A 14,806-nucleotide genomic window follows, 5' to 3' on the forward strand; every position below is an offset into this window, starting at 1 on the left:
CCAGCCTAACCGTGACCGATCACGGTGCCCGCCGCCGCGGCCTGCAGCGCCAGCTGCTCGTCGTGCGGCCGGCCCTCCAGCGGCGCGGTGAACGACAGACGGCGCGCGATCGCGGCGTCGATGAGTGGGAGGGATGCCGCCACCCGCGCCGCGATGTCACCTCTCACCTCGGCCCACGGCACGTCCTGCGCCGCCAGCACGTCGCGGAAGCGGTCCTGCATGGCGTGGCGGATGTGCTCGCCGTCGCGCGTGCCGTCCTGCACGAACGGGATCTCGTCGCCGGTGAGCAGGTACAGGTCGGGGCGGTGCGCCCGCGCGCGTGCCAGGAGCCGCTCGGTCGCCGCGGGGGCATCGGCAGTGCCGACGTACCGTTCGTGCCACAGCGCGGTCGCCAGCACGTCGGTGTCGCACACCAGCAGCGGCACGGGGACGCGGCGCAGGGCGGCATCCTCCCACGCGATCTGGCGGTCGACGATCAGGTCGAACTCGTCGCTGCGCCACGGCGCGTCGAGGCCGCCCTCGCGCGTGAGCGACAGCTCCCGGCCGTACTCGGGCACCCACGCGGTGTGGCAGGCGTCGGCGAGCGCCTCGGCGAGCGTCGTCGAGCCGGTGGACTCGGCGCCGAGCACCACGACACGGGCGGTGAGGGACGCCCGCACCGCCGGCGAGAGCTCGTGCCAGTGCGCGGCGGGATCGGCGCGGATCGCGGTCCCCGACACCGGGTTGCGCTCCCGGCCGGCGTCGACCTGCACCCATTGCGCGCCCAGGCGGCGTGCCAGTTCGGCACCGTACTCGTCTGACGTGAACACCGCGTCGACCGGTCCGTCCAGCAGCCCGGCGATGATCGCCGTGTGGGCGTCCCACGCCGCCTCGGACGCGAAGTCGACGGGCGCGTCGTCGATCGCGGCGACCACGCGCGCGGTCGGGTGCTCGTCGCGGATCCAGTCCACCCGCGTCTGCAGCGGAACGGATTCGACGGATGCCGCCAGCACCTGCACCGTCACCTTGTCGCTGGCGCGCAGCGCCTCCCGGATGAGGTGCGAATGACCGGCGTGCAGCGGGTAGAACTTGCCGATCACCAGTCCGTGGTCGAAGCGGCGCTCACGCACGGGCGGCCTCCGGCGCGGCATCCATCCCGCTCTTCTCCCGCCCGGAGCCCGCGCGCTCGACGATGCGCCACGAACGCCAGCCGTAGACGCACAGCGCGATGAACAACGCGTACAAGGCGGCGATGATCCACAGGCCGGTGACGATCGACAGCGCCACGAACGCGATGTCGACGCCGATCCAGACGAACCAGTTCTCGATCCACTTGCGGTTGAGCATGTACTGCGCGACCAGGCTCGCGGCCGTCGTCGCGGCGTCCGCGAGGGCGACCTGCGAGTCGGTGAAGGTCGCGAGCACCCACGTCAGCACCGCGGCGCCGACGGCTCCGGCGGCGATCAGCCAGCCGATCGCCCGGCGCGGCGTCCTGGCGATGTAGCCCTTGTCGTGCTCTGCGCCGCGGGTCCACCGGACCCAGCCGTGCACGCCCAGTGCGAGGTACACCAGCTGCAGCCCCGCGGCCGCATACAGCCCCGCCGGCACGAAGACCACGAGGAACACGAGGTTGTTCGCGATGCCGAGCGGGTAGGTCCAGACGTTCCGCCGGCCGGCGAGCAGCACGCAGGCGGCACCGGTCGCGAAGCCGAGGATCTGCGTCCACTCGGCGAGAAACCAGTCGATCACCCTGCGAGCCTACGCAGGGTCCGGGCGGCGCGGAGCGCCGATCACCCCGCCAGGGGATGCGGCATCCACCCGCCGGAGCGTTCCTACACTCGTCGGTCCACAGAACCCGGATCGGCGGCTGACCCGCGCCCGCGCGCGGACTACGCTCGAGGCGTGACCGAACGCGCACCGCTCTCCCGCAAGCTCTCCGCCATCGCCGAGTCCGCGACCCTCAAGGTCGATGCCAAGGCGAAGGCGCTGCAGGCCGCCGGCCGCCCCGTCATCTCGTATGCCGCCGGCGAGCCCGACTTCGCGACGCCCCAGTTCATCGTGGATGCCGCGGCCGAGGCGCTGCAGAACCCCGCGAACTTCCGCTACACGCCCGCCGCGGGCCTCCCGGCGCTGCGCGAGGCGATCGCGGCCAAGACGCTGCGCGACTCGGGGCTCGAGGTCGACCCGTCGCAGATCATCGTCACCAACGGCGGCAAGCAGGCCGTCTACCAGGCTTTCCAGACCGTCGTGAATCCGGGCGACGAGGTGCTGCTGCCGGCGCCGTACTGGACGACCTATCCCGAGGCGATCGCCCTGGCCGACGGCATCCCCGTCGAGGTCTTCGCCGGCGCCGACCAGCACTACAAGGTCACCGTCGAGCAGCTGGAGGCCGCGCGCACCGACCGCACCGTCGCGCTCGTCTTCGTGTCGCCGTCGAACCCGACCGGCTCGGTCTACACGCTCGAAGAGACGCGGGCCATCGGCGAGTGGGCCGTCGAGCACGGCATCTGGATCATCTCGGACGAGATCTACCAGAACCTCGTGTACGAAGGCACCCGCGCGGTGTCGATCGTCGAGGCCGTGCCGGCCGCCGCCGAGCAGACGATCCTGGTCAACGGCGTCGCCAAGACGTACGCGATGACCGGGTGGCGCCTGGGCTGGATGCTCGGACCCAAGGACGCCATCAAGATCGCCGGCAACCTGCAGTCCCACCTGTGCTCGAACGTCAACAACATCGCGCAGCGCGCGGCCGTCGCGGCCCTCACCGGCCCGCAGGACGAGGTCGAGCAGATGCGTCAGGCCTTCGACCGTCGCCGCCGCACGATCGTCGCCGAGCTGTCGAAGATCGACGGCGTCGAGGTCCCCACGCCGCTCGGCGCGTTCTACGCCTACCCCGACGTGCGCGGCCTCCTCGGCCGCGAGTGGGCGGGCACCACGCCGACGACCTCGCTCGAGCTCGCGGACCTCATCCTCGACAAGGCCGAGGTCGCCGTGGTCCCCGGTGAGGCCTTCGGCCCGTCCGGCTACCTGCGCCTGTCGTACGCCCTCGGCGACGACGCACTGCTGGAGGGCGTGCAGCGCCTGCAGCGCCTGTTCGCCTCCTGACGCCGCACATCATCACGGAACGTGGATGCCTCACCCGAGGCATCCACGTTCCGTTTTTCGGCGCCCGTCCCCTGTCGCTCCGGTCGTTCTTGGCGAGTCGCCACGAACGCCGTATCGGACGCGCAGAGTGTGGCGATCCACCCCAGTGGCCGCGCCGGCCCCGTTCGGGCAGATCCCGGCGAGTCGCCACGAACGCCGTATCCGACGCGCAGAATGTGGCGACACGAGGCGTGGCGATGGCGGGGTGGGGCGGACCTTCCTCCACACCCGACGTGCTCACGAGGCTTCCCACAGATCGCACGGGGCGAGCGGTCCTGATGCGCAGGTGACCGGAACCATCGAGGCATGAGCATTCCGGCCCTGCCACAGCGCCTGCTCCCGGCGTTCACCCTCGCCGAAGGAAGGGATGCCGGACTTGACGAACGGCAGCTGCGCAGTCGCAGGCTGCGCAAGCCGTTCCAAGGTGCCCGCGCCGTTCGCGAGCTCGACGACGTCGCCCGGCTCGCGCTGCTGATGCGAACCGTACCTGCGCACGCCTTCATGTGCGGTCCGACGGCCGGCACGGTATGGGGACTCCCGCTGCCGGCCGCGGTTCATCGGGATGCGTTGCGCCGACCGACCATCGCGGTGAGTCACCCGCGCAATCGCCTGCGCGGCCGCGGAGTCCGCGGACGGGCGCTCCGCATCGATCCCGCTGACCTCGTGACACGACGCGGCATGCGATCAACGAGCGCGGCGCGCACGTGGATGGACCTGTCCGCAGAACTCGATCTGCCGGCGCTCGTCGCAGTCACCGACCACCTCATCGCGCGACGACGACGTCACTGCACGAAGGACGAGCTGGCGGCAGCCCATGCCGCGTCGCCGCGCGCGCCGGGTGCAGACGGTCGCCGTCGCGCGCTGGAGCTGTGTTCGGATGCATCCGAGTCGCCCCGCGAGTCGGAGCTGCGCTGCGCACTCGAGCTGGCTGGGCTTCCGCGGCCGGAATGCAACATCGAGATCTACGACGGGACGCGGTTCATCGCACGGGTCGACATCATCTACCGCAAGCAGAGACTCGTGGTGGAGTACTACGGCGACTATCACCGCGATCCGGACCAGTGGAGTCGCGACGAGATGCGGCGTGCCGAGTTGGAATCCCTCGGCTACCGGGTGACGGTCGTGACGCGCCGCGACTTCGACGACCTCGACGCCCTGGCAGCACGGATCCAGCGCCTCCTCGATCCATGACGATCCGTGCGCATGTCGACGCGTCGCCAAGAAGCGCACGGACGGCGCGACGATCCTGGCGACTCGTCGGCCGGGTTGTGCTGCGCACGTGGCGACAGAGGGCGTGGAAGGCATCCACGTTCTCCTTTGTCGAGAACACGCGCGCCCGTTCGTCGCCCTTCGTGAAGACCACGAAAGGACACTCCCATGAGAAGACGACTGACGATCGATGCCGTGGTGGCCGCGGCCCTGGCGAACCTCGCCCCGACGCAGCGCGACCTTCTGCTCGCGCAGCTCGATCACGACCGGTGCGAAGACTAGAGCTCGACGTTCACCAGCACGGGCTCGGGCTGCAGCACCAGGCCGAACTCGGACTGCACGCGGCCCTGGATGAACCGTGCGAGCTCGGCGAGTTCGGCAGCGGTGGCGTGGCCCCGATTGGTGAGGGCCAGGGCGTGCTTGGTCGACAGGCCGGCGCGCGAGCGCGGCAGCTTGAACCCCTTGCGGACGCCCGCGTGCTCGATGAGCCAGCCGGCGCTGACCTTGACCTCGGACTCGACGGGCTTGGAGGCGGGGACGTAGCCGTCGAAGCTCTCGAGCGGGATCACGAGCACCGGGTCGAGATCGGGGTGCACCGGCCAGCGGGGGCATTCCTCGGGGAGAGTGCGGGCGAAGGATGCCGACACGACGGCGTTCTGGAAGAACGAGCCGGCGCTGTAGGTGTCGGGATCGTCGGCGTCGAGCACCATGCCCTTGCTGCGGCGGGTCTCCAGGATGCGCTCACGCACCCATGAGAGCGTCACCACGTCATCGGGCGCGAGGCGCAGCGCCGTGCGCAGCTGGTCGCCCGCGATGCGGCGGGCGCCGGAGCCCACCTCGGGGAGGTCGAGCGTGACAGACAGGATCACCGCACGCCGCGCGGGGACGGAGCCGTAATGGTGCTTGAGCACCGAGGTGCGGAAGCCGAGGCCGAGCTCGGGTGCGGGGACCAGTGAGACTTCGCCGGTCGACTCGTCCAGCAGCTCCACCTCGCTGAGCGTCTGCACGATCTCCTGACCGTACGCGCCGATGTTCTGCACGGGCGCGGCGCCGACGGTTCCCGGGATGCCCGACATCGCCTCGATGCCGCCGAGTCCCTCTGCGACCGCGTAGGCGACGACCGCGTCCCAATCGTGGCCTGCCTGCACGCGGATCCGCGCGCGACCGGGGATGGGCGACGGCATCCGCTCGATGCCGTTCGTGAGCACGCGCACGACTGTCCCCTCGAAGGGGTCGTCGCCGACGAACAGGTTCGAGCCGCCGCCGAGCACGAGCCACTCGTCACCCGAGGCCCACACGTCGCGCAGCGCGGCGACGAGCTCGTCGGTCGTGTGCGCGTCGATCATGCGCTCGGGGGCACCGCCGGTGCGCAGCGTGGTGAGCCGCGACAGCGGGATGGGGTCTACGTCGGGCATGCGTCAGCTGGTCCGCACGCGCACCTGCGCCTTGACGAGCACCGTCGTGCCGTCGTGCGACACGGTGAGGTCGATGCGCGCGGACTCCTCGTCGACCGCACCGACCTTGGCGATGACTGTCACATCGGCGCCGGTCTCGGGGCCGACCACGACGGGCTTGGTGAACCGCACCCCGTAGTCGAGGATGCGTCCGGTGTCACCGTCTCCCCAGGAGCGCAGCCACGGCTCGATCGTGCCGACGGCCAGGCCCATCGTGAGCATGCCGTGCGCGAGCACCCCGGGGAGCCCGACGGCGGCGGCCACGTCGTCCCGGTAGTGGATCGCGTTGAAGTCCCCGGAGGCCCCGGCGTAGCGCACCAGGGACTCGCGGGTCAGGTGCACGGTGCGCTCGGCGACGACGTCGCCCACTGTCAGGTTCATGCCTCGCCCTCCCCCACCAGCAGGACCGACGTCGTCGTGACGACGTGCGTGCCCGCGGCATCCGTGATCTCGGACTCGCTCGTCACCATCGCGGCGGCGCCCATGGCGCGGATGCCGGTGACCGAGAGCGTCGCGGTGAGCTCGTCTCCCGCCACGATCGGCCGGGTGTACCGGAACTTCTGCTCGGCGTGCAGCACGTTCTGCAGCACGATGCCGGAGTCCGGCTGCGACAGCAGCTGCTGCAGCGTGGCCTCGGTCACGACGATCGCGAAGGTCGGCGGCGCGACGACGTCGGCATAGCCGAGCGCCTGTGCGGCGACGGGGTCGGTGTGCTGCGGGTCATCGGCGAAGACGGCGCGTGCGAACTCGCGCACCTTCTCACGACCCACGAGGTACGGGGGCGTCGGCGCGAAGTCGCGGCCGACGAGCTCGGGGTTCACTGGCACCCTGCCATCCTACCGAGCGGGTCCGGGGCCCCCGGCGGTGGCGGCCCGGCGCCGGCTCAGGCCGGGCGGCGGCGTCCGCGCCAGGCGCGCAGCCCCATCTGCACCGCGATGAACACGAGGTACAGCGCGAAGAGCACGTTGCCGACGAACGGGTCGACGAGGGTCGCGATCCAGGCACCGAGCGCTGTCGTGGTGCAGGCGGCGAGACCGACGACAGCCGCCGCGACGAGGTCGACGTTGTGCCGGCGGATGTTGCCCACGGTGCCCGACACCGCGGTGGGGATCATCATGAGCAGCGAGGTGCCCTTGGCGACGAGGTCGCTCGTGCCGAACAGCACCATGAGCACCGGGACCACGATGATCCCGCCGCCGACGCCGATGAGGCCTGACAGGATGCCGGTGCCCACGCCCACCGCGACCAGTGCCGCTCCGCTCCACCAGGTGAGGATCAGCTCGGCCTCGCGCGAGGGGATCACGAGGAAGAGGCTCACGATCACCGCGACGAGGAAGCCGACGAACGCCCACCGCAGCACGGTGAGCGACAGGCGCGGCAGCAGCCATGTGCCGATCTGGGCGCCGAAGACCGCGCCGAGCGCCAGGAGCAGGGCGGCGATCCACGCGACCGAGCCGGTCACGGCGTACGAGATGACCCCGACGGTCGCGGTCGGCACGATCGCGGCCAGCGACGTGCCGGCGGCCAGGCGCTGATCGAAGCGCAGGAACAGCACGAGGAAAGGCACGATCACGGTGCCGCCGCCGACACCGAAGAGGCCCGACAGCACGCCCGCGACCAGGCCGATCCCGATGCAGGTCAGGTAGAAGCGGGTGTCATGGGGGCGCCGCTGCGTGTCAGGCGCGCTCATTCGTCGTACGAGAGGTAGTCGATCGCCCAGCCGCCGTCGGATTCCACCACCGTGTAGTGGACGACCGAGGCCCCCGGCGCGGGGGCGGCGGGATCGCCGTTCTCATCGACCAGGAGCGTGTAGGTCTCGTTCGTCGTGACCTCGACACCCTCGTCGGTGGTCTCGACCCCGGTGACGGCCAGCTCGTAGTCGTCGAACGTGTCGTCGAACGCAGCGGCGTCGCTGTGGAACCCCTCGCAGTCCGTGTAGTCGCTCAGCTCGCGGAACTGCTCGGTCGTGGCCGACACCAGTTCGTCGCAGTCGCCGGTCTGCCAGGCGTGGTCGTACGTCTGGACCGCCGTGACGGCGGCCTTCTCGTCGTCGGACTGCGCGCCGCCCGGCGCGGCCAGGTTGAGGATCAGCAGCGGCACGAGCACCGCGACGGCGATGACGATGCCCAGCAGCACGACGCCGAGCACGACCCATACGATCCAGAGCTTCGACGTGCGAGGCTCGGTCGCGGCGGTGAACGCACCGCCCGCCGGTGCACCCGGGTAGGCGGCCCCGGCGTGCGCCGGATCGGCGGCCGGCTGCGCGGCGCCGGCGTAGGGCTGGCCGGCGTACTGTTGCGCCGCGGGCGCAACGGTCTGTGCCGGCTGCGCCGCGGGCGCAACGGTCTGGGCCGGCTGCGGCTCGAAGCCGAGCTGGGCGGCGACGATCTCGGCCTCGGTCGGGGCGGGCGACGGCTCGGGGTCGGGCTGTGCGACGTGCTCGGTCCACTGGGCGCCGTCCCACCAGCGCAGGGCGCCGTGACCGTCGTCGTACCAGCCGGGAGGAGTCGTCGTCATCCTCAAACCCTATCCCCGCACGACGCGGGGGACGGATGCCGCAAGCCGCGGCCCGGGCCGCGCCCGGGCCGCGGCATCCACTCCCCCGCTCAGCGGCCGAGGACCGCCCGGACGCTCGCCTCGGGCGTGAGGTCGAGGCGGCGCAGCAGCTGCGCGTTGAGTGCGACCACGACCGTCGACAGCGACATCAGGATGGCGCCGACCGACATCGGCAGCACGAACCCGATCGGCGCGAGTACGCCGGCCGCGAGCGGCACCGAGATGAGGTTGTAGCCGGCCGCCCACCACAGGTTCTGGGTCATCTTGCGGTAGCTCGCGCGCGACAGCTCGATGACCGACAGCACCGACCGCGGATCGCTCGAGGCGAGGATCACGCCGGCCGAGCCGATGGCGACGTCGGTGCCGGCGCCGATCGCGATGCCGACATCGGCGCGGGCGAGCGCCGGAGCGTCGTTCACGCCGTCGCCGACCATCGCGACCTTGAGCCCCTCGCTCTGCAGCTCGGCGACCTTGGCAGATTTGTCTTCGGGACGCACCCCCGCGAAGACGCGCTGGATGCCGAGAGCCTGGGCGACGGCGCGGGCGACGGGCTCGGCATCCCCCGTGATCATGACGACTTCGACGCCGAGCCTGCCCAGCGCCTCGACGGCCTCGTGGGACTCGGGGCGGATCTCGTCGGCCAGCGCCAGCCCGCCGACCACCGCACCGTCGCGCACGACGTGCAGGACGATCGAGCCCTGTTCGCGCCATGCCTCCGCCGCCGCCACGTCAGCGGCGCCGACCTCGTCGAGCAGGCGCGGCCCGCCCACGCGGACCACAGCGCCCGCGACCGCCGCGGTCACGCCTACGGCGGGCGAGGACTGGAAGCCCGCCGCGGGGGCGAGCGCGAGACCGCGGGCCTCGGCCGCCCGCACGATGGCGCGGGCAAGCGGGTGCTCGCTGTCGGCCTCGGCCGATGCCGCGAGCGCGAGCACGCCGTCGGCGTCGAGGTCGCCCGTCGCGGCGATGTCGACGACGGTCGGCTCGCCCTTGGTGAGCGTGCCGGTCTTGTCGAACAGCACGGCACCGATGGTGCGCATGCTCTCCAGCGCCAGTCGGTCCTTGATCAGCACGCCGCCGCGGGCCGCGCGCTCGGTCGCGATCGAGACGACCAGCGGGATGGCGAGCCCGAGCGCGTGGGGGCACGCGATCACGAGGACGGTGATGGTGCGGACGACAGCTTCGTCGGGCATCCCGACCGCACTCCACACCACCGCGGTGATCGCGGCGGCACCCAGTGCGAACCAGAACAGCCAGCCGGCCGCGCGATCGGCCAGCCGCTGCGCGCGCGAGGTCGAGTTCTGCGCTTCAGAGACCAGGCGACGGATGCCGGCGAGCGTGGTGTCGTCGCCGGTCGCGGTGACCTGCACGCGCAGTCCGGAATCGGTCGCCACAGTCCCCGCGGTCACCTGGTCGCCCACCGTGCGGGCCACGGGACGCGACTCGCCGGTGATCATCGACTCGTCCATGTCGGCGCCGCCGTCGACGATGCGGCCGTCGGCCGGCACCCTGCCACCGGGGCGCACCACGACGACGTCGCCGACCCGGAGGGCGGACGGCGCGACCGTCACGACGCGGTCGCCCTCGACGCGCTCGGCCTCGTCGGGCAGCAGCGCGGCCAGCGAGTCGAGGGCCGAGGTGGTCTGCGCGAGCGAGCGCATCTCGATCCAGTGGCCGAGCAGCATGATCACGATGAGGAGCGCGAGCTCCCACCAGAACTCCAGCTCGTGGTGCAGCAGGCCGAGGCTCGCTCCCCACGAGGCGAAGAACGCGACGGTGATCGCGAGCCCGATGAGCAGCATCATGCCGGGCTTGCGCGCACGCAGTTCCGACACGGCGCCGGTGAGGAAGGGCCAGCCGCCCCAGAAGTACATGACCGTGCCGATCACGGGGGCGACCCACGCCACCCAGGGCGCATCGGGGAGCGTGTAGCCGAGCACCATCGCGAACATGCCCGAGAACGCGACGACCGGCACGGCGAGGACGAGGTTGATCCAGAACAGCCGGCGGAAACGCGCGACGTGGTCGGCGCCGTGGCCCGCGTGCGCACCGTGGCCGGCGTGCGCGTCGTGGCCTTCGTGGTCCGTCATCGACATCGCGGTGCGGTCGTGCGACGCGTGGTCGTGCGCGGTGTGGTCGTGGGCCACGTGGTCGTGGGCCGCGTGCACGGAAGGGCCGTGCTCGGCGCCGGTGGGCGCCGGCGCGTGCGCGACTCCGCCGTGGTCGTGATGGTCGTGGTGCGGGTCGGTCACGTTTGCTCCTCGTCGAAGGGACAGTTCCGTTATACCCCCTAGGGGTATCAGGGTCAATGCTCGCGACGCGTGTCGTATTCCCGTTCGCCGGGACGTCTTCCCGATGTCGGAGGAGCGCGCGACACTGGCGTCATCCCGGAATCGTCGAAGGAGCCGAAATGGACATCATCCTGGTCGCCGGCCTGTGGATGGGCGGGTGGGCGTGGTACGAGGTCGCACCCGCCCTCGAGGCGGCGGGTCATCGGCCCGTCCCCGTGACGCTCCCCGGCATGGCGTCGGTGGATGACGACCGCTCGGTCGTGTCGCTGGCCGATCATGTCGCGGCCGTCGTCGAGGCGATCGATGCCGCGCCGGGCGATCAGGTCGTGCTCGTCGGACATTCGGCCGCCGCGGGCATCGTCTACGCGGCCGCGGATGCGCGCCCCGATCGGGTCGCGCGCCTGATCCTCATCGGCGGCTTTCCGACCTCCGACGGCGAGCCGCTGCTGCGCGGCTTCGAGCCTGTGGGCGCCGAGCTTCCGCTCCCCGACTGGAGCGAGTTCGACGAGGCGGATCTGCGCGATCTCGGCGAGGGCGGCATGGCGGCCTTCGGCGCGTACGCGGTGCCGTCGCCGGCGGGCGTGGTGACCGGCATCCAGCAGCTCCACGACGACCGCAGGTTCGGCATCCCGGTCACGGCGGTGTCGACGGAGTACACGACGGCCGATCTGCGCGACTGGATCGCCGCCGGCGAGGCGCCGGTGCAGGAGTTCACGCGCCTGCGCGACGTCACGTACGTCGACCTGCCGACGGGGCATTGGCCCATGCTCACGCGGCCGCAGCAGCTCGCCCGGATCATCGTCGCGCAGCCGCCGATCGGCGACGGCACGATCGAGCCCGAGATCGAGACCATCAGCGCGAAGGCGTTCCACGCCGCCGAGGGCGTCGAGGACTGGCGCGTGCTCTACGGCGGAGCGCACGCCTTCTTCCGCACCGAGTCGCTGGGCGACGGCGCACGTCTGGTGGCCGAGGTCGTCGCGATCGCCGAAGAGCAGGGGCACTTCCCCGACGTGGATCTGCGCCCCGAGGGCGTCTTCGTCAAGACCTTCAGCCGTCGCGACGGGGCGCTGAGCGCGGCGGACGCCGAGCTCGCCGCGGCGGTCTCCGCCTCCGCCCGGCGCCTGGACCTGGAACCGGACCCGTCGGTGCTGCGCGTGCTCGGCATCGCGGTGGCACAGGATCCCGACGCACGGGTGCGGCCGTTCTGGACCGCCGCACTCGGGTACGAGCCGATGGGCGCCGACGACGCCGTCGATCCGCTGCGCCGCAGTCCCCATCTGTGGTTCCAGACGATGGACCCACCCAGATCGGGCCGTGGGCGCACCCACATCGACGTGTCGGTGCCGCGCGACCAGGTCGACGCCTATCTCGCCGCGGCGCTGGAGGCGGGCGGCCGCCTGGCCGACGACTCGCACGCGCCGGAGTGGTGGACGCTCGCGTCGCCCGACAACCACGGCATCGACCTCGCCGCGTGGAGCGACGACACCGACGAGACGTACTGACCGGGCGACTCAGCGGGTGGGGATCCACACCCGCATGGCGCCCGGCGTGCGATTCGCCCACCGGTAGTACGGGATCGCGGTCACCGGCCCGTAGTCGACGACCGTGGGTTCGCCGGCCGCGGGGGCGTAGAGCGCGTCGTCGGCATGCCGCACCCGGGCACCGAGGATCTCGAGCACCGGCGCGCGCAGCTCCGGGTCCCAGCCGCGGTCCCACGCCGTGGGGACTGCCGGGATCACCACGTCTTCCAGCCGCAGCTCGGCGAAGTACGGATGGGCGATCTCGGGCATGGCGAGGGCGATGGTGCCGGTGCGGCCCGAGCTCAGATTGCGCGCCGACACGTTGAGCGTGTAGTTCAGCTCCGCGACCGCGGCCTGGATGCGCGCCCGCGTCTCGGGACGGATGTACGGGTAGCCGTTGAAGTAGTTCGAGATGGTCTTCTTCGACACCCCGGCCACGCGCGCGACGTCGGCCATGGTGGCTGCGCCCATCGGATCCTCCTCGTGACCTATCGCACCATGCGGGCGTCGGTGATCGACGGCGCACCCTCGTCGACCACTTCGACGCCGTCGAACTCGAACCCGTTGCGACGGTAGAAGGCGATGGCGCGCGGGTTCTGCGTGGCCACCCACAGCATGGCGGGCCCGTCGCCGAGCACCCCGTCGATGAGCGCCTGCCCGGCTCCCCCGCCGTGCGCCTCGGCCGCGAGGTACAGCATGTACAGGTGACGGTCGCGCGGCGCCTCGTCCGCGAGCGGGCCGATGGGTCGCCCCGACACCGCGAAGCCGATGATGCGCCCGTCCTGCTCGGCGACGCGGATGATCAGGTCGTCGCGCGGCTCTTCGATCATCCGGGTCCACATCCGGCGGCGCCCCTCGAGGAACGCGTCGTCGAAGTAGCCGTCGGGCAGCAGCTCGGTGTACGTCTCCTGCCACGTCGACACGTGCAGGGCCGCCAGCGCCTCTGTGTCGGCGGGCTCGGGTCCGCGCAGGGTGAAGGTCATCCCGTCATCCTGCCAGCCTCGGCGCTCCGTCACCGCGGCATGTCGAAAGCCTCGAGGAACCGGTCGCGGAAGGCGTCCATCCGCCACACCGGCGCGGCCTCACCGGGGCGCAGGCCGCCCTGCCAGCGCCACTCGCCGATCGCCGCGAGAACGGCCGGGTCGCGGGCGATGAGGGTGACGGGCACGTCGTGTGAGGCATCCGGTCCGCTCACGATCGGCGCCGGCTGGTGGTCGCCGAGCACGAGCATCACGAGATCCGGGTCGTCGATGTTCTGCAGGAACGACACCAGCGCGCCGAGCGAGTACTCGACCGACCTGCCGTAGAAGCGCTGCACCGTGCGTGGGTCCTGCCACACCGCGTCGGCCGAGGCGCTGAGCGCGGGCTGGCCGTCGAAGACCGAGCCGTCGCCGAGCTCGTGCCACGGCACGAGCCGGGGCAGCGGCGCCCACGGTGTGTGCGACGAGACCAGGTCGATCTCGGCCATCACCGGTTCGTGCGCGCCGGCGAGCTCGGTGTCGGCGAAGTGCTTGAGCGTGTACTGATCGGGCACACGGGCGTAGCCGAACCTGGGCCCCTGGTAGCCGACGTCGCTCGCACCGAGCAGAGTGTCGTAGCCGTAGAACGACGTGCCGACCTCCCACGGCCGGATGTTCGACGGCACATCGCCCACGGTGCGCCACCCGGCCTGCGAGAACGCCCGGGTGAGCGTGAGGCGGTCGCTCGCGACGACCTGCTCGTACGCGGTCTGCGCGTCGATCCACACGCCGGTCTGCAGCGTCGAATGCGCGAGCCAGCTGCGCCCGCCGTAGGTCGGCGAGGTGAGCCACGCGCTCTGCGCCAGATAGCCGCCGGCGGCGAGCGCCGACTCGGCGTCGCCCAGCACCGTCCCCACACCCGGCGAGATGCCGGGGTCCTCCAGCGCGACGCGTCCGTAGCTCTCGACGAACACGACGAGCACGTCCTTGCCCCGCAGGGCCGTGAGCAGCCGGTCGCCCGGCACCTCGGCGAAGGGATCGTCGGCGATGTCGCGCGCGAGGGCGGCCTGCTCCTGGAGCGCCGAGACCGTGCGGTCCACGGCCGTGCCGACGGATCCGACGGATGCTGCCGCCGCGACCGGGTCCGTCGTCCGCAGCGGCGGCGCCACAACGGCGGCGACGATCCACACCCCGGCGACGGCGGCGACCGCCGCACGTCCGTCCGCGCGGCGACGCACGATCCGCGCCACCCGCAGCGCGGCCCACGCCAGACCGCCGACACACGCGGCGATCACGACGACGATGCCCGCGACCAGCAGGTTGGCGAATGTGGCGCCGACGGCATCCGTCACCACGCCGTAGGCGTCGCCCAGCTGCGGCCAGTCCAGCGGGACGAAATGGATGCCGAGCACGGCCTCGTAGCCGCGGTCGATGCCCGCGAGCACCAGCGCCAGCGTGACGAACGCCCCGAACGCCCCGGCGAGCGCGACGCGGGCCGCACGCCACGGCACCACGGTCAGCAGCAGCACGATCGCGAGCGATTCGACCGGGATGCGCACGAGTCCCGTCCCGCCGGCGCCCGCGAGCAGCCCCGGACCCAGCGGCAGCGCGACCAGCAGCGCGATCGCCGTGCCGGTCGCCAGCGCCGCCGGCCACCGGCGGCCGCTGCCCTCCCGCGGGTTCATGCCGGTCGC

Annotated in this window: 14 protein-coding genes; 3 read left to right on the forward strand and 11 right to left on the reverse strand. The window is 71.9% G+C overall.

Features of this window, described 5'->3' with window-relative positions:
* Nucleotides 1–5: 5 nt before the first annotated feature.
* On the reverse strand, nt 6–1,109 hold the full coding sequence (locus tag ABEA46_RS13300; RefSeq protein WP_345545034.1) for an AAA family ATPase: 1,104 nt from the start codon (nt 1,107–1,109) through the stop codon (nt 6–8).
* Nucleotides 1,102–1,728: a nicotinamide riboside transporter PnuC gene (pnuC, locus tag ABEA46_RS13305; protein ID WP_345545035.1), complete on the reverse strand. Its 627-nt coding sequence runs from the start codon at nt 1,726–1,728 to the stop codon at nt 1,102–1,104. The genes ABEA46_RS13300 and pnuC overlap by 8 nt, the downstream gene beginning before the upstream one ends.
* 153 nt (nt 1,729–1,881) lie before the next feature.
* On the opposite strand from pnuC, the gene ABEA46_RS13310 reads away from it, so the two are divergent.
* Together ABEA46_RS13310 and ABEA46_RS13315 are read left to right on the forward strand one after the other, a co-directional pair.
* Nucleotides 1,882–3,084, forward strand: coding sequence for a pyridoxal phosphate-dependent aminotransferase (locus ABEA46_RS13310; RefSeq protein WP_345545036.1), 1,203 nt, complete (start codon nt 1,882–1,884; stop codon nt 3,082–3,084).
* Nucleotides 3,085–3,429: 345 nt separating this feature from the next.
* Nucleotides 3,430–4,314, forward strand: a complete 885-nt coding sequence (locus ABEA46_RS13315; RefSeq protein ID WP_345545037.1) for an endonuclease domain-containing protein — start codon at nt 3,430–3,432, stop codon at nt 4,312–4,314.
* Nucleotides 4,315–4,610: 296 nt separating this feature from the next.
* On the opposite strand, the gene ABEA46_RS13320 is transcribed toward ABEA46_RS13315, so the two are convergent.
* The 6 genes from ABEA46_RS13320 to ABEA46_RS13345 form a co-directional block, all read right to left on the reverse strand.
* The gene (locus ABEA46_RS13320) at nt 4,611–5,747 is read right to left on the reverse strand and encodes a UDP-N-acetylmuramate dehydrogenase (RefSeq protein ID WP_345545038.1); all 1,137 of its coding nucleotides are present in this window, start codon (nt 5,745–5,747) and stop codon (nt 4,611–4,613) included.
* A gap of 3 nt (nt 5,748–5,750) precedes the next feature.
* Nucleotides 5,751–6,167, reverse strand: a complete 417-nt coding sequence (locus ABEA46_RS13325) for a MaoC/PaaZ C-terminal domain-containing protein (protein ID WP_345545039.1) — start codon at nt 6,165–6,167, stop codon at nt 5,751–5,753.
* Nucleotides 6,164–6,613: an FAS1-like dehydratase domain-containing protein gene (locus ABEA46_RS13330; RefSeq protein WP_345545040.1), complete on the reverse strand. Its 450-nt coding sequence runs from the start codon at nt 6,611–6,613 to the stop codon at nt 6,164–6,166. The genes ABEA46_RS13325 and ABEA46_RS13330 overlap by 4 nt, the downstream gene beginning before the upstream one ends.
* A 56-nt stretch (nt 6,614–6,669) precedes the next feature.
* Entirely contained in the window at nt 6,670–7,476 is an 807-nt protein-coding gene (locus ABEA46_RS13335) for a sulfite exporter TauE/SafE family protein (RefSeq protein WP_345545041.1), read from the reverse strand.
* The gene (locus ABEA46_RS13340) at nt 7,473–8,303 is read right to left on the reverse strand and encodes a DUF2510 domain-containing protein (RefSeq protein ID WP_345545042.1); all 831 of its coding nucleotides are present in this window, start codon (nt 8,301–8,303) and stop codon (nt 7,473–7,475) included. The genes ABEA46_RS13335 and ABEA46_RS13340 overlap by 4 nt, the downstream gene beginning before the upstream one ends.
* Nucleotides 8,304–8,392: 89 nt before the next feature.
* Nucleotides 8,393–10,594 carry a heavy metal translocating P-type ATPase gene (locus tag ABEA46_RS13345; RefSeq protein WP_425563187.1) on the reverse strand — a complete coding sequence of 734 codons (2,202 nt, stop codon included), beginning with the start codon at nt 10,592–10,594 and terminating at the stop codon, nt 8,393–8,395.
* 158 nt (nt 10,595–10,752) lie between these two features.
* Between ABEA46_RS13345 and ABEA46_RS13350 the strand changes: the two genes are divergently transcribed.
* Nucleotides 10,753–12,135: an alpha/beta fold hydrolase gene (locus tag ABEA46_RS13350; RefSeq protein WP_345545043.1), complete on the forward strand. Its 1,383-nt coding sequence runs from the start codon at nt 10,753–10,755 to the stop codon at nt 12,133–12,135.
* 9 nt (nt 12,136–12,144) lie between these two features.
* Here the strand turns inward: ABEA46_RS13350 and ABEA46_RS13355 are convergent, their stop codons facing one another.
* Genes ABEA46_RS13355 through ABEA46_RS13365 form a run of 3 tightly spaced genes read right to left on the reverse strand, consistent with a single transcriptional unit; the run spans nt 12,145 to nt 14,797 of the window.
* Complete coding sequence (locus ABEA46_RS13355; RefSeq protein ID WP_345545044.1) at nt 12,145–12,624, reverse strand: LacI family DNA-binding transcriptional regulator; 480 nt, start codon at nt 12,622–12,624, stop codon at nt 12,145–12,147.
* Between the two features lie 17 nt (nt 12,625–12,641).
* Nucleotides 12,642–13,136, reverse strand: coding sequence for a GNAT family N-acetyltransferase (locus tag ABEA46_RS13360; protein ID WP_345545045.1), 495 nt, complete (start codon nt 13,134–13,136; stop codon nt 12,642–12,644).
* A 29-nt stretch (nt 13,137–13,165) separates the two neighbouring features.
* Nucleotides 13,166–14,797 carry an alkaline phosphatase family protein gene (locus tag ABEA46_RS13365; RefSeq protein WP_345545046.1) on the reverse strand — a complete coding sequence of 544 codons (1,632 nt, stop codon included), beginning with the start codon at nt 14,795–14,797 and terminating at the stop codon, nt 13,166–13,168.
* Nucleotides 14,798–14,806 lie beyond the last annotated feature (9 nt).

Origin of the sequence: Microbacterium jejuense (genome assembly GCF_039544225.1) — a bacterium.
GTDB lineage: Bacteria > Actinomycetota > Actinomycetes > Actinomycetales > Microbacteriaceae > Microbacterium > Microbacterium jejuense.

What these genes read in the sequence shown, in the direction of transcription:
- ABEA46_RS13325 (WP_345545039.1), bottom strand. Translation starts at nt 6,167, where the DNA reads ATGAACCTGACAGTGGGCGACGTCGTCGCCGAGCGCACCGTGCACCTG.
- ABEA46_RS13340 (WP_345545042.1), bottom strand. Translation starts at nt 8,303, where the DNA reads ATGACGACGACTCCTCCCGGCTGGTACGACGACGGTCACGGCGCCCTG.
- ABEA46_RS13350 (WP_345545043.1), top strand. Translation starts at nt 10,753, where the DNA reads ATGGACATCATCCTGGTCGCCGGCCTGTGGATGGGCGGGTGGGCGTGG.
- ABEA46_RS13355 (WP_345545044.1), bottom strand. Translation starts at nt 12,624, where the DNA reads ATGGGCGCAGCCACCATGGCCGACGTCGCGCGCGTGGCCGGGGTGTCG.
- ABEA46_RS13315 (WP_345545037.1), top strand. Translation starts at nt 3,430, where the DNA reads ATGAGCATTCCGGCCCTGCCACAGCGCCTGCTCCCGGCGTTCACCCTC.
- ABEA46_RS13320 (WP_345545038.1), bottom strand. Translation starts at nt 5,747, where the DNA reads ATGCCCGACGTAGACCCCATCCCGCTGTCGCGGCTCACCACGCTGCGC.
- ABEA46_RS13360 (WP_345545045.1), bottom strand. Translation starts at nt 13,136, where the DNA reads ATGACCTTCACCCTGCGCGGACCCGAGCCCGCCGACACAGAGGCGCTG.
- ABEA46_RS13365 (WP_345545046.1), bottom strand. Translation starts at nt 14,797, where the DNA reads ATGAACCCGCGGGAGGGCAGCGGCCGCCGGTGGCCGGCGGCGCTGGCG.
- ABEA46_RS13335 (WP_345545041.1), bottom strand. Translation starts at nt 7,476, where the DNA reads ATGAGCGCGCCTGACACGCAGCGGCGCCCCCATGACACCCGCTTCTAC.